16 protein-coding genes are annotated in these 17,077 nt (G+C 53.9%); all 16 read left to right on the forward strand.

Translation table 11 applies throughout. The annotated features are described in order from the left end of the window. The first annotated feature begins 12 nt into the window (after positions 1–12). The 16 genes from LH86_RS10990 to cpoB all read left to right on the forward strand — a co-directional run bounded on the left by LH86_RS10990 (position 13) and on the right by cpoB (position 16,941). A complete protein-coding gene (locus LH86_RS10990; protein WP_039291222.1) occupies positions 13–729 on the forward strand; it encodes a succinate dehydrogenase iron-sulfur subunit in 717 nt (238 codons plus the stop codon). Positions 730–990: 261 nt separating this feature from the next. Further along, positions 991–3,798 (forward strand): 2-oxoglutarate dehydrogenase E1 component, encoded by a 2,808-nt coding sequence (gene sucA, locus LH86_RS10995; RefSeq protein ID WP_039301167.1) that lies wholly within the window; start codon positions 991–993, stop codon positions 3,796–3,798. Positions 3,799–3,813: 15 nt separating this feature from the next. Next, positions 3,814–5,040 carry a 2-oxoglutarate dehydrogenase complex dihydrolipoyllysine-residue succinyltransferase gene (odhB, locus tag LH86_RS11000; protein ID WP_039301169.1) on the forward strand — a complete coding sequence of 409 codons (1,227 nt, stop codon included), beginning with the start codon at positions 3,814–3,816 and terminating at the stop codon, positions 5,038–5,040. A 98-nt stretch (positions 5,041–5,138) separates the two neighbouring features. Continuing rightward, entirely contained in the window at positions 5,139–6,305 is a 1,167-nt protein-coding gene (gene sucC / locus LH86_RS11005) for an ADP-forming succinate--CoA ligase subunit beta (protein WP_008456146.1), read from the forward strand. Next, on the forward strand, positions 6,305–7,177 hold the full coding sequence (gene sucD / locus LH86_RS11010) for a succinate--CoA ligase subunit alpha (protein ID WP_008456147.1): 873 nt from the start codon (positions 6,305–6,307) through the stop codon (positions 7,175–7,177). Before sucC ends, sucD begins: the two co-directional genes overlap by 1 nt. 821 nt (positions 7,178–7,998) lie before the next feature. Then, entirely contained in the window at positions 7,999–9,567 is a 1,569-nt protein-coding gene (cydA, locus tag LH86_RS11015) for a cytochrome ubiquinol oxidase subunit I (protein WP_039301170.1), read from the forward strand. A 15-nt stretch (positions 9,568–9,582) separates the two neighbouring features. Beyond that, positions 9,583–10,722: a cytochrome d ubiquinol oxidase subunit II gene (cydB, locus tag LH86_RS11020; protein WP_008456151.1), complete on the forward strand. Its 1,140-nt coding sequence runs from the start codon at positions 9,583–9,585 to the stop codon at positions 10,720–10,722. A 13-nt stretch (positions 10,723–10,735) separates the two neighbouring features. Next, a complete protein-coding gene (cydX, locus tag LH86_RS22050; RefSeq protein WP_008456153.1) occupies positions 10,736–10,849 on the forward strand; it encodes a cytochrome bd-I oxidase subunit CydX in 114 nt (37 codons plus the stop codon). Continuing rightward, complete coding sequence (gene ybgE / locus LH86_RS11025) at positions 10,849–11,142, forward strand: cyd operon protein YbgE (RefSeq protein WP_008456154.1); 294 nt, start codon at positions 10,849–10,851, stop codon at positions 11,140–11,142. The genes cydX and ybgE overlap by 1 nt, the downstream gene beginning before the upstream one ends. Before the next feature lie 148 nt (positions 11,143–11,290). Continuing rightward, on the forward strand, positions 11,291–11,695 hold the full coding sequence (ybgC, locus tag LH86_RS11030; protein ID WP_008456156.1) for a tol-pal system-associated acyl-CoA thioesterase: 405 nt from the start codon (positions 11,291–11,293) through the stop codon (positions 11,693–11,695). Beyond that, positions 11,692–12,378, forward strand: coding sequence for a Tol-Pal system protein TolQ (tolQ, locus tag LH86_RS11035; RefSeq protein ID WP_008456164.1), 687 nt, complete (start codon positions 11,692–11,694; stop codon positions 12,376–12,378). The genes ybgC and tolQ overlap by 4 nt, the downstream gene beginning before the upstream one ends. 13 nt (positions 12,379–12,391) lie before the next feature. Beyond that, complete coding sequence (tolR, locus tag LH86_RS11040; protein WP_039301173.1) at positions 12,392–12,817, forward strand: colicin uptake protein TolR; 426 nt, start codon at positions 12,392–12,394, stop codon at positions 12,815–12,817. 32 nt (positions 12,818–12,849) lie between these two features. After that, on the forward strand, positions 12,850–14,169 hold the full coding sequence (gene tolA / locus LH86_RS11045; protein WP_039301175.1) for a cell envelope integrity protein TolA: 1,320 nt from the start codon (positions 12,850–12,852) through the stop codon (positions 14,167–14,169). A 131-nt stretch (positions 14,170–14,300) separates the two neighbouring features. Then, positions 14,301–15,593: a Tol-Pal system beta propeller repeat protein TolB gene (gene tolB, locus LH86_RS11050; protein ID WP_008456170.1), complete on the forward strand. Its 1,293-nt coding sequence runs from the start codon at positions 14,301–14,303 to the stop codon at positions 15,591–15,593. A gap of 31 nt (positions 15,594–15,624) precedes the next feature. Further along, a complete protein-coding gene (gene pal, locus LH86_RS11055) occupies positions 15,625–16,146 on the forward strand; it encodes a peptidoglycan-associated lipoprotein Pal (RefSeq protein ID WP_008456172.1) in 522 nt (173 codons plus the stop codon). Positions 16,147–16,155: 9 nt separating this feature from the next. Further along, complete coding sequence (gene cpoB, locus LH86_RS11060; RefSeq protein ID WP_039301179.1) at positions 16,156–16,941, forward strand: cell division protein CpoB; 786 nt, start codon at positions 16,156–16,158, stop codon at positions 16,939–16,941. Positions 16,942–17,077: the final 136 nt, after the last annotated feature.

The following is a 17,077-nucleotide window of genomic DNA, read 5'->3' on the forward strand; positions in this document are numbered from 1 at the left end:
GGAGACAGGACAATGAAACTCGAATTCTCAGTTTATCGTTATAACCCGGATGTAGACGATGCTCCGCGCATGCAGGATTACACCCTGGAAGCGGAAGATGGCCGTGACATGATGCTGCTTGACGCTTTAATGCAGCTGAAAGAAAAAGATCCTAGTCTGTCATTCCGTCGTTCTTGTCGTGAAGGCGTTTGTGGCTCCGACGGCCTGAACATGAACGGCAAAAACGGACTGGCCTGTATCACGCCAATCTCGGCGCTCGGCAACGGTAAGCAGAAGATAGTCATCCGTCCTCTGCCTGGCCTGCCGGTGATCCGCGATCTGGTGGTAGACATGGGGCAATTCTATGCTCAATATGAGAAGATTAAGCCTTACTTGTTGAATAATGGGCAAAATCCACCCGCTCGTGAGCATTTGCAGTCGCCTGAGCAGCGTGAAAAATTGGATGGTCTGTACGAGTGTATTCTTTGCGCTTGCTGCTCGACCTCCTGCCCGTCGTTCTGGTGGAACCCGGACAAGTTTATCGGCCCGGCCGGTTTGCTGGCTGCGTATCGCTTCCTGATCGACAGCCGCGACACCGAAACGGACGCGCGTCTGGACGGCCTGAGCGATGCTTTCAGCGTATTCCGCTGTCACAGCATTATGAACTGCGTCAGCGTTTGTCCTAAGGGGCTGAACCCGACGAAAGCTATCGGCCATATCAAGTCGATGCTGTTGCAAAAAAGCGCTTAAGTTAGAAAAGTACCCTCTCCTCGCAGGGGAGAGGGTACAAATTGCAGGAAATCTTTAAAAACTGCCGACGATCTTCCCTCTCTTATATGGGGAAGGGGTGAGGGGAAACCCTTAAGACAGTTTCTAAAGGTTCCTTCGCGGGCCGCCCTCCACGGCAACAGGCTCGAAGAAAGTGAACCCTGGAACGTATACCTGTATACCCTACGGTGTGCGTTATAGTTATCCACGGCGAAATAAGCATAAAATGCTTAAGGGATCACGATGCAGAACGGCGCGATGAAGCCCTGGCTGGACTCTTCCTGGCTGGCGGGCGCAAACCAGTCCTACATAGAGCAGCTCTATGAAGACTTCTTAACCGATCCTGACTCTGTTGATGCGCACTGGCGCACGATGTTCCAGCAGTTACCTGGCACCGGAGCCAGACCGGATCAATTCCATTCAAAAACGCGTGATTATTTCCGTCGTCTGGCGAAGGATGCCTCACGTTACTCCACCGCAGTCACCGATCCTGACACCGATGCCAAACAGGTAAAAGTGTTGCAGCTGATCAACGCCTGGCGTTTCCGCGGCCATCAGGCTGCTAAGCTCGATCCACTCGGGCTTTGGCAGCAGGAAACGGTTGCCGATCTGGATCCGGCGTTCCATAACCTGACCGAAGAAGATTTGCAGCAGAGCTTCAATGTGGGATCGTTTGCCATTGGCAAAGAGACCATGAAGCTTGCCGACCTGATCGCTGCGCTGAAGCAAACCTACGGTGGGTCTATCGGTGCGGAATACATGCACATCACCAATACCGAAGAAAAACGCTGGATCCAGCAGCGCATCGAATCGGTAGCCGGGCGTTCAAGCTTTACTCAGGAAGAGAAAAAACGTTTCCTGAGCGAGCTGACCGCGGCGGAAGGTCTGGAGCGCTATCTCGGAGCGAAATTCCCAGGCGCGAAACGCTTCTCGCTGGAAGGCGGCGACGCGCTGGTGCCGATGCTCAAAGAGATGATTCGCCACGCCGGTAAGAGCGGTACGCGCGAAGTGGTGCTGGGTATGGCGCACCGCGGTCGTCTGAACGTACTGATCAACGTGCTGGGTAAAAAACCGCAGGATCTGTTCGACGAATTTGCGGGCAAACATAAAGAACACCTCGGCACCGGCGACGTGAAGTACCACATGGGTTTCTCTTCCGATGTTGAAACCGAAGGCGGCCTGGTTCACCTGGCGCTGGCGTTCAACCCGTCTCACCTGGAAATCGTTAGCCCGGTGGTTATCGGTTCCGTGCGTGCGCGTCTGGATCGTCTGGATAAGCCAGGCAGCAACCAGGTACTGCCAATCACCATTCACGGTGATGCCGCGGTAGCCGGGCAGGGTGTGGTTCAGGAAACCCTGAACATGTCCAAAGCGCGTGGCTACGAAGTGGGCGGTACCGTGCGTATCGTTATCAACAACCAGATTGGTTTCACCACCTCTAACCCGCTGGATGCACGTTCTACTCCATACTGTACCGACATCGGTAAGATGGTGATGGCGCCGATTTTCCACGTTAATGCGGATGATCCGGAAGCTGTGGCCTTCGTTACTCGTCTGGCGCTGGACTTCCGTAACACCTTCAAACGTGACGTGTTTATCGACCTGGTTTGCTACCGTCGCCACGGGCATAACGAAGCTGATGAGCCAAGCGCAACGCAGCCGGTGATGTACCAGAAGATCAAAAAACATCCGACCCCACGTAAGATCTACGCCGACAAGCTGGAGCAGGACAAACTGGCCACGCTGGAAGATGCCACCGAAATGGTGAATCTGTACCGCGATGCGCTGGATGCCGGCGAATGTGTCGTGCAAGAGTGGCGTCCGATGAACATGCACTCCTTTACCTGGTCGCCGTACCTCAACCACGAGTGGGATGAAAGTTACCCGAATAAAGTTGAGATGAAGCGCGTTCAGGAACTGGCTAAGCGTATCAGCACCGTGCCGGAAGCCGTAGAAATGCAGTCCCGCGTGGCGAAAATCTACAGCGACCGTCAGGACATGGCGAACGGCAACAAGTTGTTCGACTGGGGGGCAGCAGAGAACCTGGCTTACGCGACGCTGGTAGATGAAGGCGTGTCCGTTCGTCTGTCCGGTGAAGATGCTGGCCGTGGGACCTTCTTCCACCGCCACGCCGTGATCCACAACCAGACCAACGGCTCTACCTACACGCCGCTGGCGCACGTCCACAACAGCCAGGGCATCTTCAAAGTCTGGGATTCCGTACTGTCTGAAGAAGCGGTTCTGGCCTTTGAATATGGCTATGCCACGGCAGAACCTCGTACCCTGACCATTTGGGAAGCGCAGTTCGGCGACTTCGCCAACGGGGCACAGGTTGTGATTGACCAGTTCATCAGCTCCGGCGAGCAGAAATGGGGCCGTATGTGTGGCCTGGTGATGCTGCTGCCGCACGGCTATGAAGGGCAGGGCCCAGAGCACTCCTCCGCGCGTCTGGAGCGTTACCTCCAGCTGTGTGCTGAGCAGAACATGCAGGTTTGTGTGCCGTCGACTCCGGCTCAGGTTTATCACATGCTGCGTCGTCAGGCGCTGCGCGGGATGCGCCGTCCGCTGGTCGTGATGTCACCGAAATCTCTGCTGCGCCATCCGCTGGCGGTATCCAGCCTCGACGAACTGGCCAACGGCACCTTCCAGCCGGCAATTGGTGAGATTGACGAACTGGATCCGAAAGGCGTGAAGCGTGTGGTTCTCTGTTCCGGTAAGGTGTACTACGACCTGCTTGAACAGCGCCGTAAGAATGACCAGAAGGATGTGGCGATTGTGCGTATCGAGCAGCTCTATCCGTTCCCGCATCAGGCGGTACAGGAAGCGCTGAAGCCGTTCGCGCACGTACACGACTTCGTCTGGTGCCAGGAAGAGCCGCTGAACCAGGGCGCCTGGTACTGCAGCCAGCACCACTTCCGCGAAGTGATTCCGTTTGGGTCCGCTCTGCGTTATGCAGGTCGCCCGGCCTCCGCCTCTCCGGCGGTAGGGTATATGTCCGTTCACCAGAAGCAACAGCAAGATCTGGTTAATGACGCGCTGAACGTCGAATAAATTAAAGGATAAATAATGAGTAGCGTAGATATTCTAGTTCCTGACCTGCCTGAGTCCGTAGCCGACGCGACAGTGGCAACCTGGCATAAAAAACCGGGCGACAGCGTCAAACGTGACGAAGTGCTGGTTGAAATCGAAACTGACAAAGTGGTACTGGAAGTCCCCGCTTCTGCGGACGGCGTTCTGGATGCGGTGCTGGAAGACGAAGGCACAACTGTGACCTCTCGTCAGATTCTGGGCCGCCTGCGTGAAGGCAACAGCGGCGGGAAAGAAACCTCCGCAAAAGCTGACGTCAAAGAGTCTACTCCAGCTCAGCGCCAGCAGGCTTCTCTGGAAGAGCAGAGCAATGATGCCCTCAGCCCGGCTATTCGCCGCCTGATCGCAGAGAACGACCTCGATGCCAGCGCTATCAAAGGCAGCGGCGTAGGTGGCCGTCTCACTCGTGAAGATGTTGAAAAACACCTGAGCGAAGCGAAAGCGAAACAGCCTGCACAGGCTAAAGCCGCTGAAGCCACTCAGGCGCCGGTTGCGCCACTGGCTGGCCGCAGCGAAAAACGCGTACCAATGACCCGTCTGCGCAAGCGCGTGGCCGAGCGTCTGCTGGAAGCGAAAAACTCTACCGCCATGCTCACCACGTTCAACGAAGTGAACATGAAGCCAATCATGGAACTGCGTAAGCAGTACGGTGAAGCGTTTGAAAAACGCCACGGCGTGCGTCTGGGCTTCATGTCCTTCTACATTAAAGCGGTTGTTGAAGCGCTGAAACGCTATCCGGAAGTGAATGCTTCCATCGACGGCGAAGACGTGGTTTACCACAACTACTTCGATGTCAGCATCGCGGTTTCTACCCCGCGCGGCCTGGTGACCCCAGTGCTGAAAGATGTTGACACCCTGGGCATGGCCGACATCGAAAAACGCATCAAAGAGCTGGCGGTGAAAGGCCGTGACGGCAAACTGACCGTGGAAGAGCTGACCGGCGGTAACTTCACCATCACCAACGGTGGCGTCTTCGGCTCCCTGATGTCTACGCCAATCATCAACCCACCGCAGAGCGCGATCCTGGGCATGCACGCCATCAAAGATCGTCCAATGGCGGTTGACGGTAAAGTTGAGATCCTGCCGATGATGTACCTGGCGCTCTCTTACGATCACCGTCTGATCGATGGCCGCGAGTCCGTGGGTTACCTGGTAGCCATTAAAGAGCTGCTGGAAGATCCAACTCGTCTGCTGCTGGACGTGTAGTCGAACAAGACTCTGGCGGGTGCTATGACACCCGCCCCTACAACCAAATCTAACCTTACCCCGAGCATTAATGCTCTTTATCTGGATGGATAGAACTCATGAACTTACACGAATATCAGGCGAAACAGTTGTTTGCTCGGTATGGTTTGCCGGCACCCGTCGGTTACGCCTGCACCACACCGCGTGAAGCGGAAGAAGCCGCCTCTAAAATTGGCGCGGGTCCTTGGGTGGTGAAATGTCAGGTTCATGCCGGTGGCCGCGGTAAAGCGGGCGGTGTGAAAGTGGTTAACAGTAAAGAAGACATTCGTGCTTTTGCTGAGCACTGGCTGGGCAAACGTCTGGTGACTTACCAAACTGACGCTACTGGCCAGCCTGTACACCAGATTCTGGTTGAAGCTGCAACCGACATCGACAAAGAGCTGTATTTGGGCGCGGTAGTTGACCGTAGCTCTCGCCGCGTGGTCTTCATGGCCTCCACCGAAGGTGGCGTGGAAATCGAAAAAGTAGCGGAAGAAACGCCGCACCTGATCCACAAAGTTGCGCTGGATCCGCTGGCAGGCCCAATGCCTTACCAGGGCCGTGAGCTGGCGTTCAAACTGGGTCTGGAAGGTAAACAGGTTCAGCAGTTCACCAAGATCTTTATGGGTCTGGCGACTATTTTCCTTGAGCGTGACCTGGCGCTGATCGAAATCAACCCGCTGGTGATCACTAAGCAGGGCGACCTGATCTGCCTCGATGGCAAACTGGGCGCCGACGGTAACGCACTGTTCCGCCAGCCGGATCTGCGTGAAATGCGCGACCAGTCTCAGGAAGACCCGCGTGAAGCTCAGGCTGCACAATGGGAACTGAACTACGTGGCGCTGGACGGCAACATCGGCTGTATGGTTAACGGTGCAGGCCTGGCAATGGGCACCATGGACATCGTTAAACTGCACGGCGGCGAACCGGCTAACTTCCTCGACGTGGGCGGCGGTGCGACCAAAGAGCGCGTTACCGAAGCGTTCAAAATCATCCTGTCCGACGACAAAGTCAAAGCCGTTCTGGTGAACATCTTCGGCGGTATCGTCCGCTGCGACCTGATTGCCGACGGTATCATTGGCGCAGTCGCTGAAGTGGGCGTTAACGTGCCGGTGGTGGTGCGTCTGGAAGGTAACAACGCCGAACTGGGCGCGAAAAAACTGGCGGATAGCGGCCTGAACATCATTGCAGCGAAAAGTCTGACGGACGCAGCACAGCAGGTTGTTGCTGCCGTGGAGGGGAAATAATGTCCATTTTGATCGATAAAAACACCAAGGTAATTTGCCAGGGCTTTACCGGCAGCCAGGGGACTTTCCACTCCGAGCAGGCGATTGCCTACGGTACGCAAATGGTTGGTGGCGTGACGCCAGGCAAAGGCGGCACTGAACATCTGGGCCTGCCGGTATTCAATACCGTGCGTGAAGCCGTTGAAGCTACCGGCGCGACCGCTTCCGTGATTTACGTTCCAGCCCCGTTCTGCAAAGACTCAATCCTGGAAGCGATTGATGCTGGCATTAAGCTTATCATCACCATCACTGAAGGCATCCCTACGCTGGATATGCTGACCGTGAAAGTGGCGCTGGATGAAGCTGGCGTGCGCATGATCGGGCCAAACTGCCCGGGCGTTATCACCCCAGGCGAATGCAAAATCGGCATCATGCCGGGTCATATTCACCTGCCGGGCAAAGTAGGCATCGTTTCCCGTTCCGGGACGCTGACCTATGAAGCCGTTAAGCAGACAACTGACATCGGTCTCGGCCAGTCAACCTGCGTCGGTATCGGCGGTGACCCGATCCCTGGCTCCAACTTCATTGATATCCTGAAGATGTTCCAGGCAGACCCGAAAACCGAAGCCATTGTGATGATCGGTGAAATCGGCGGGAGCGCAGAAGAAGAAGCGGCTGCTTATATCAAAGAGCACGTGACCAAACCTGTTGTGGGCTACATTGCCGGCGTTACCGCGCCTAAAGGCAAGCGTATGGGCCACGCGGGCGCCATCATCGCGGGCGGGAAGGGGACGGCGGATGAGAAGTTCGCTGCTCTGGAAGCCGCTGGTGTGAAAACCGTTCGCAGCCTCGCCGACATTGGCGATGCGCTGAAAGCTATTCTGCCGCAGTAAGCAGATGCCCCCGCGCAAGCGGGGGAAACAGTAATAATAAGTGTTCGACATGGTTGGCCACCCTGGGTGGCCTTTTTTTATGTTTCGGCCCTGATAATCCAGCCTCCTCTTACGTTGTATCGCGCATTCCCTCGCCTTTATTCTTTTCCTGAATAATTTCTCTCTGAGATATTTTCTCGCTGTAACCTTATAAAAAATAATGATTTGTTAATTTAATTTATATCAAAAGTGAATTATTTGTGAATATTAAAGGGAGGGAGCCAAAACCACGGAAAAAGATGCCGGGTAAATAGTGTAAAGATGGCCAGATGTGCATGGGAGCAAATTTAAGGTTCAGCTTTAAATATCCGCTTTATGTTGAGAATAAGCGTCATGAAATTAACCTCAAACGAAGCGTTGGAACATATCATTAACAACAAATTCACGATTAATTCTCTATTGAAAAATAATTAACATTACCAATGTAAATTGTTTTGGATCAATGTTTAAAGCTGGCGTTGCAGGGTATAAAGGGGCAAAATTGCTGCAGATCAAACTGGCCGAATAACGGTGTTTTAGCTATAAATTGATCGCCGTCGTAAAACGTAAAAAACATTAAGCAAAGACCTGTTTATTGTAAGGGAATTGCAGGGTAATATAATTACGGGTTATTTTTGATTTAATTAACGTGTTTGTAACCTTTCACCTTTTGATTTCACATTTGAATAAAGTGGGCGAGAAAAAGGGGACTGGAAGCGAATGTATTTGTATTAGGGCATGCTTGTGGTGAACCTCCTGGTGAACCACAGTCGAAGTCTTCATGCGAAGAGCAAGGAGTCAAGATGTTTGATATTGTCGAACTGTCGCGCTTACAGTTTGCCTTGACCGCGATGTACCACTTCCTGTTTGTGCCGCTGACGCTAGGTATGGCGTTCTTGTTGGCCATCATGGAAACGGTCTATGTGCTGTCAGGTAAGCAGATTTATAAAGATATGACCAAATTCTGGGGCAAGTTGTTTGCAATCAACTTTGCGCTGGGGGTGGCAACCGGTTTGACCATGGAGTTCCAGTTCGGGACTAACTGGTCTTACTATTCTCACTATGTAGGGGATATCTTCGGTGCGCCGCTGGCGATCGAAGGCCTGATGGCATTCTTCCTCGAATCTACCTTTGTTGGTCTGTTCTTCTTTGGCTGGGATCGCCTCGGCAAAGTTCAACATATGGCCGTCACCTGGCTGGTGGCATTGGGCTCCAACCTCTCCGCGCTGTGGATTCTGGTCGCTAACGGCTGGATGCAAAACCCTATCGCTTCCGACTTCAACTTCGAAACCATGCGTATGGAAATGGTCAGCTTTGCCGAGCTGGTCCTGAACCCGGTTGCGCAGGTTAAATTCGTACACACCGTAGCGTCCGGCTATGTCTGTGGCGCGATGTTCGTGCTCGGTATCAGCTCCTACTACCTGCTGAAAGGCCGCGACGTCGCTTTTGCGAAGCGTTCCTTCGCGATTGCCGCGAGCTTCGGTATGGCCGCTATTCTCTCCGTTATCGTACTGGGCGATGAGTCTGGCTACGAAATGGGTGACGTGCAGAAAACCAAACTGGCCGCAATTGAAGCCGAATGGGAAACTCAGCCTGCGCCGGCGGCGTTTACCCTGTTTGGTATTCCTGACCAGGATAAACAAGAAAACCGCTTCGCCATTCAAATTCCTTACGCGCTGGGCATCATTGCTACCCGCTCGGTGGACAAGCCGGTCACGGGCCTGAAAGAGCTGATGGTGCAGCACGAAGAGCGTATCCGTAACGGGATGAAGGCATACAGCCTGCTTGAGCAACTGCGCAGTGGTTCAACCGATCAAAGCGTGCGTGATAGCTTCAACCACGTGAAGAAAGACCTGGGCTATGGTCTGTTGCTGAAGCGCTATACGGAAAACGTCACTGACGCGACCGAAGAGCAGATTCAGAAAGCAACCAAAGACTCCATTCCTCGCGTAGCACCTCTGTACTTCGCGTTCCGTATCATGGTGGCCTGTGGCTTCCTGATGCTGTTCATCATTGCTGCGTCCTTCTGGACCGTGACCCGTAACGCCATTGGTTCGAAGAAATGGCTGCTGCGCGCCGCGCTGTACGGTATTCCACTGCCTTGGATCGCTATCGAATCCGGCTGGTTTGTTGCGGAATACGGTCGTCAGCCTTGGGCGGTAGGTGAAGTTCTGCCGACGGCGGTTGCAAACTCGTCATTGAGCGTGGGCGACCTGCTGTTCTCCATGATACTGATTTGCGGCCTTTACACGCTGTTTATGGTGGCGGAGCTGTTCCTGATGTTCAAATTTGCTCGCCTTGGGCCGAGCAGTCTGAAAACAGGGCGCTATCACTTTGAGCAGTCCAACGTGGCTTCTCAGCCGGCACGCTAAGACAGGAGTCGTCAAATGATCGATTATGAAGTATTGCGTTTTATCTGGTGGCTGCTGGTCGGCGTCCTGCTGATTGGCTTCGCCGTCACCGACGGCTTCGATATGGGCGTGGGCATGCTTTCGCGCGTGATTGGCCGTACCGACGTTGAGCGCCGCATTATGGTTAACTCCATTGCGCCGCACTGGGACGGGAACCAGGTTTGGCTGATCACCGCGGGTGGGGCTCTGTTTGCTGCCTGGCCAATGGTTTATGCCGCTGCCTTCTCCGGCTTTTATGTCGCGATGATTCTGGTGCTGGCTTCTTTGTTCTTCCGTCCGGTTGGGTTCGACTACCGCTCGAAGATCGAAGATACCCGCTGGCGCAACATGTGGGACTGGGGCATTTTCATCGGTAGCTTCGTACCACCGCTGGTGATAGGTGTCGCTTTTGGCAACCTGCTGCAAGGCGTTCCGTTCCACGTGGATGACTACCTGCGTCTTTACTACACCGGTAACTTCTTCCAGCTGCTGAATCCGTTTGGCCTGTTGGCGGGCGTTGTTAGCGTGTCGATGATCGTGGCCCAGGGCGCAACCTATCTGCAGATGCGTACCGTAGGTGAGTTACATCTGCGTGCTAAAGCAGCTGCTCAGATTGCTGCGCTGGTGATGATGGTTTGCTTCGCGCTGGCCGGTGTCTGGGTGATCTACGGCATCGATGGCTATGTAGTGACTTCTGCCCTGGATCATCATGCTGCGTCTAACCCGCTGACCAAAGAAGTGGCGCGTCAGGCTGGGGCCTGGCTAGTGAACTTCAACAATACGCCAGCACTATGGTTGATTCCTGCTCTGGGTGTTGTGCTGCCGCTGCTGACCATCCTCATGTCTCGTCTGGAGAAAGGTGCCCTGGCGTTTATCTTCTCTTCGCTGACGCTGGCGTGTGTGATCCTGACGGCCGGTATCGCAATGTTCCCGTTCGTGATGCCTTCCAGTACCATGATGAACGCTAGCCTGACCATGTGGGATGCGACATCCAGCCAGCTGACGCTGAATGTGATGACCTATGTTGCCATCGTGTTCGTGCCAATCATTCTTCTCTACACCACCTGGTGTTACTGGAAAATGTTCGGCCGTATCACGAAAGAGCACATCGAAAGCAACTCCACCTCTCTGTACTAATAAGGAGCTGATTATGTGGTACTTTGCATGGATTCTGGGCACGCTTCTGGCGTGTGCATTCGGGATTATTACCGCGCTGGCTCTCGAGCACGTTGAGGCGAGCAAAGCCGGAAAAGAAGAGCACTAATGGAATACGTTATCGCGAAACTATACGCGGTAATGGACAAGAGCCCCTTGCGGGCTCTTTCCTTAGTGATGGCGCTGGTGCTGGCTGGGTGTATTTTTTGGGACCCGTCTCGTTTTGCCGCCAAAACGAGTGAGCTTGAGATTTGGCATGGCTTCCTGCTGATGTGGGGCGTTTGTGCCGGGATCATTCACGGCGTGGGTTTCCGCCCAACCAAAGTGCTCTGGCAGGGCATTTTCTGCCCGCTGGTTGCCGATTTAGTGCTCATCGCTGGACTGCTGTTTTTCTTCTTCTGAATGTCTGCGTACATTCCCCCGCCTGAAGCAGAAATTATGGGCTTTAACAAGCCCATAAAAATTTACTTAACGTTTAAAACAATCCATTCCAAACCCTCATTCTCTTGCGTATAGTAAGCAGCGTTTAATTGCATTACCGGGATGTAAAGTGAGTACAACGCTGTTTCGATGGCCGGTTCGTGTTTACTACGAAGACACAGACGCCGGTGGTATGGTTTACCATGCCAGTTATGTTGCTTTTTATGAAAGAGCACGCACAGAGATGCTGCGCCAGCACAACTTTAATCAGCATTCCTTGTTGGCGGAGCGTGTCGCCTTTGTCGTACGCAGGATGACGGTTGATTATCTTGCGCCTGCCCGACTCGACGATTTACTCGAAATCCAAAGTGAAATTACATCGATGCGCGGCACTTCTATGGTGTTTACGCAGCGAATAGTCAACGCTGAAAATCAGTTGCTTAACCAAGCTGAAGTGCTGATTGTTTGTGTTGATCCACACCTAATGAAGCCTCGTGCGCTTCCCAAGTCTATTGTCGCGGAGTTCAAGCAGTGACTGACATGAATATCCTTGATTTGTTCCTGAAGGCAAGCCTTCTGGTCAAATTTATCATGTTGATTTTGATTGGTTTTTCCATCGCATCATGGGCAATCATCATTCAGCGAACGCGTATCCTTAATGCCGCCAGCCGTGAAGCTGAGGCGTTTGAAGACAAGTTCTGGTCCGGTATCGAACTGTCTCGCCTGTATCAGGAGAGCCAGGGCCGCCGCGACAGCTTGAGCGGTTCTGAGCAGATCTTCTATTCCGGTTTTAAAGAGTTCGCGCGCCTGCATCGCGCCAATACCCATGCGCCAGAAGCCGTGGTTGAGGGGGCGTCCCGCGCGATGCGTATCTCGATGAGCCGCGAGCTGGAAACGCTGGAAACCCATATTCCTTTCCTTGGCACCGTTGGTTCCATCAGCCCGTATATCGGCCTGTTTGGTACGGTGTGGGGGATCATGCATGCGTTTATCGCCCTGGGCGCGGTGAAGCAGGCGACGCTGCAGATGGTTGCGCCAGGTATTGCCGAAGCGCTGATCGCGACCGCGATTGGTCTGTTTGCTGCTATTCCGGCCGTTATGGCGTACAACCGCCTTAACCAACGCGTGAACAAACTGGAATTGAATTACGACAACTTCATGGAAGAGTTCACGGCTATCCTGCACCGTCAGGCTTTTACCAGCAGCGAAAAGCAGTAACAAGGGGTAAGTCATGGCCAGACGCGGACGTGGTCGTCGTGAGCTGAAGTCAGAAATTAACATCGTTCCTTTGCTGGACGTGCTGCTGGTACTGTTGCTGATCTTTATGGCAACGGCGCCGATCATCACCCAGAGCGTCGAGGTGGATCTGCCGGATGCGACAGATGCTCAGACCGTCAGCAGTAACGATGAACCGCCGGTCATTATTGAAGTGTCCGGGGTAGGGCAGTACAGCGTAGTGGTTGAAAAAGATCGCATGGATCAGCTGCCGTCAGAGCAGGTTGTTGCCGAAGCGCAGCGCCGTCTGCAGGCGAATCCAAAAACGGTCTTTTTGATCGGCGGCGCAAAAGATGTTCCGTATGACGAGATCATCAAGGCGCTGAATCTGTTGCATCAGGCGGGCGTGAAGTCCGTTGGTTTGATGACGCAGCCAATCTGATCCATTTCGCTTAAACCGTTTGGGAACCGAGAGTGTCAAAGGCAACCGAAGAGAACGCTAAATTAAAACGGGCGATCATCGTTTCAGTGGTGCTGCATATCATTTTGATTGCCATCCTGATCTGGAGCTCGTTTGATGAGCACATTGATGCATCCGCTGGCGGTGGCGGTGGTTCTTCTATTGACGCGGTGATGGTTGACCCGGGTGCGGTAGTGGAAAACTACAATCGCCAACAGCAGCAGCAGGCAAGCAGCAAGCGCGCCGCTGAACAGCGTGAAAAACAGGCGCAGCAGCAGGCAGAAGAGCTTCAGCAAAAACAGGCGGCGGAACAACAGCGCCTGAAAGAGCTGGAGAAAGAGCGTTTAGCTGCCCAGGAGCAGGCAAAAGCGCAGGCCGAACAGCAGAAACAGGCTGAGGCGGCCGCGAAGCAGGCTCAGGAACAGCAGAAGCAGGCGGAAGCTGCGGCCGCAGCGGCGAAGGCCAAAGCGGATGCTCAGGCGAAAGCCCAGGCTGACGCGCAGGCAAAAGCTCAGGCTGATGCCCAGGCTAAAGCTGCGGAAGAAGCCGCGAAGAAAGCGGCTGCGGATGCTCAGAAGAAGGCCGCTGAAGAAGCTGCCAGGAAAGCAGCTGACGCTGAGAAAAAAGCCGCCGCTGACGCTGCTGCTACAGCGAAAAAAGCTCAACAGGATGCTGAGAAAAAAGCTGCAGATGCTGCCGCTAAGAAGGCTGCACAGGATGCGGAGAAGAAAGCCGCCGCTGAAGCAGCCAAGCAGGCTGCTGCTGAAAAAGCTGAAGCTGCGAAACAGGCTGCTGCAGAAAAGGCCGCAGCAGAAAAAGCTGCCGAGAAGGCCGCTGCTGACAAGGCTGCCGCAGCGAAAGCCGCCGCAGATAAGAAAGCGGCCGCCGACGCGAAGAAAAAGGCTGCTGCTGAGAAAGCTGCTTCTGACAAGGCCGCAGCACAGGGCGTTGACGATTTATTCGGTGATTTAAGCTCAGGTAAGAATGCACCGAAAACGGGCGGTGGGGCGAAAGGTAATGCCGCAGCTGCCGCTGGAAAAGGGAATAATAAGAACAACGGCGCTAGTGGCGCAGAGATCAACGGCTATGCTGGTCAGATAAAGGCAGCGATCGAGAGTAAGTTCTATAACGATCCTTCGTTTGCCGGTAAGACCTGTTCGCTGCGGATCAAGCTGGCACCAGACGGCCTTCTGCTTGATATCAAGCCAGAAGGTGGTGACCCAGCACTTTGTCAGGCTGCCGTTGCGGCAGCGCGTCTGGCGAAGATTCCTAAGCCGCCAAGCGAAGCTGTTTATGAAGTCTTCAAGAACGCACCGATCGACTTTAAGCCTTAACGCGGTTTTCCCCGTCACGACGGGGAAAGCACACTAAGCTGAGTTACAGGGTTTTGGTAGTTTTGTGTATTTGGGTTTGTTAACATTCTGCTAAATTATCGTGGGCTTTCCGCCCGGATAAGGGAGATATGATGAAGCAGGCATTTCGTGTAGCGTTAAGTTTCTTAATGCTGTGGGCAGCGGTGCTGCACGCAGAAGTTCGTATCGAGATCACCCAGGGCGTGGATTCTGCTCGTCCAATTGGTGTGGTTCCGTTCACCTGGGCAGGCCCTGGCGCCGCGCCTGAAGATATCGGCGGCATCGTTGCCGCTGACCTGCGTAACAGCGGGAAATTCAACCCACTCGACAGATCTCGCCTGCCACAGCAGCCGGGTTCTGCTCAGGAAGTTCAGCCTGCTGCCTGGACCGCGCTCGGTATTGACGCCGTCGTGGTAGGTCAGGTTACGCCAAACGGCGACGGCAGCTACACCGTGGCTTACCAGCTGGTTGATACCTCTGGTGCACCGGGCACTGTGCTGGCGCAGAACTCCTATAAAGTGAACAAACAGTGGCTGCGCTATGCCGGTCATACAGCCAGCGATGAAGTGTTTGAGAAGCTGACTGGAATTAAAGGCGCGTTCCGTACCCGTATTGCTTACGTTGTACAGACCAATGGCGGCCAGTTCCCGTATGAGCTGCGTGTTTCCGATTATGATGGCTACAACCAGTTTGTGGTTCACCGTTCTCCGCAGCCGCTGATGTCCCCAGCCTGGTCTCCGGACGGCAGCAAACTGGCTTACGTGACCTTTGAAAGCGGCCGTTCTGCGCTGGTAGTACAGACCCTGGCTAACGGTGCAGTGCGTCAGATTGCTTCGTTCCCGCAGCACAACGGTGCGCCGGCGTTCTCTCCGGATGGTTCTAAGCTGGCGTTCGCGCTGTCTAAAACCGGCAGCCTGCAGCTGTACGTGATGGACCTTGGCTCTGGCCAGATTCGTCAGGTGACCGAGGGTCGCAGCAACAACACCGAACCAACCTGGTTCCCGGACAACCAAACTCTGGCCTATACCTCTGACCAGGCGGGTCGTCCACAGATTTATAAAGTCAGTATTAGTGGCGGTGCTCCGCAGCGTCTGTCCTGGGAAGGTTCTCAGAACCAGGATGCCGATGTCAGTGCCGACGGTAAAATTATGGTAATGGTCAGCTCCGCTAGCGGTCAGCAGCACATTGCCAAACAGGATCTGGTAGCGGGTGGCGTAACAACTTTATCGTCAACGTTCCTGGATGAAACGCCAAGTCTGGCACCTAACGGCACTATGGTAATCTACAGCTCTTCTCAGGGGATGGGATCCGTGCTGAATTTGGTTTCAACAGATGGGCGTTTCAAAGCGCGTCTTCCGGCAACTGATGGACAGGTCAAATTCCCTGCCTGGTCGCCGTATCTGTGATAACAATATTGATTATTAAAGGATCAAAGAAATGCAACTGAACAAAGTGCTGAAAGGGCTGATGATTGCTCTGCCGGTTATGGCTATCGCGGCGTGTTCTTCTAACAAGAGCGCCAACAATGGTCAGAGCGGTGAAGGTATGCTGGGTGCCGGCACTGGTATGGACGCTAACGGCCACGGCAACATGTCTTCTGAAGAGCAGGCTCGTCTGCAGATGCAACAGCTGCAGCAGAACAACATCGTTTACTTCGGTCTGGACAAATACGATGTTAGCTCTGAATTCGCTGCAATGCTGGATGCGCACGCTAACTTCCTGCGTAGCAACCCGTCTTACAAAGTGACCGTAGAAGGTCATGCGGATGAGCGCGGTACCCCAGAGTACAACATCGCACTGGGCGAACGTCGTGCTAACGCTGTTAAAATGTACCTGCAAGGTAAAGGCGTTTCTGCAGACCAGATCTCCATCGTTTCTTACGGTAAAGAAAAACCTGCAGTACTGGGTCATGACGAAGCGGCTTACGCTAAAAACCGTCGTGCCGTACTGGTTTACTAAGAGAATCGCATGAGCAGTAACTTCAGACATCACTTGTTGAGTCTGTCGTTACTGGTTGGCATAGCGGCCCCCTGGGCCGCTACTGCTCAGGCGCCAATCAGTAGTGTCGGCTCAGGCTCGGTCGAAGACCGCGTCACTCAACTCGAGCGTATTTCTAACGCTCACAGTCAGCTTTTGACCCAACTCCAGCAACAACTCTCCGATAACCAGAATGACATTGATTCCCTGCGCGGTCAGATTCAGGAAAGTCAGTATCAGCTGAATCAGGTTGTGGAACGTCAAAAGCAAATTTTGCTGCAGATGGATAGCCTTAGCGGCGCTGCGGCGGGAGCAGGGCAACAGCCTGCTGCCGGTGCATCCCAGGCTGCCACACCGGACGCAGGGGCCTCTAACGCGGCGCCTGCTGCCCCAGTGCAGGGTGGTGACGCTAATAGCGATTACAATGCTGCTATCGCGCTGGTGCAGGATAAATCGCGTCAGGACGATGCTATCAATGCGTTTCAGGCCTTTGTGAAGAAGTATCCGGATTCAACTTATCTGCCTAACGCCAATTACTGGCTGGGTCAGTTGAATTACAACAAAGGCAAAAAGGACGATGCGGCGTTTTATTTTGCCTCCGTGGTGAAAAACTACCCGAAATCCCCTAAAGCGCCGGACGCCATGTTTAAGGTTGGCGTGATCATGCAGGACAAAGGCGACGCTGCAAAAGCGAAAGCCGTCTACCAGCAGGTCGTAAAACAGTATCCCAATACTGACGGTGCAAAGCAGGCTCAAAAACGTCTGAATGCGCAATAATGCGTGCGGCCTGACCAGATATCGTCGTTTTTCTGGTCTTGCCGTGCGAAACGTAAGCAGTTGAGCGATCTGCGTCAAAATTATTGTTGCGTCAAAATCTTAAATCAGTAATATATGCCGCCGTTGCCAAGGGATA

The sequence above is a fragment of the Cedecea neteri genome (genome assembly GCF_000758325.1).
In the GTDB taxonomy this organism is placed as follows: Bacteria; Pseudomonadota; Gammaproteobacteria; order Enterobacterales; family Enterobacteriaceae; genus Cedecea; species Cedecea neteri_B.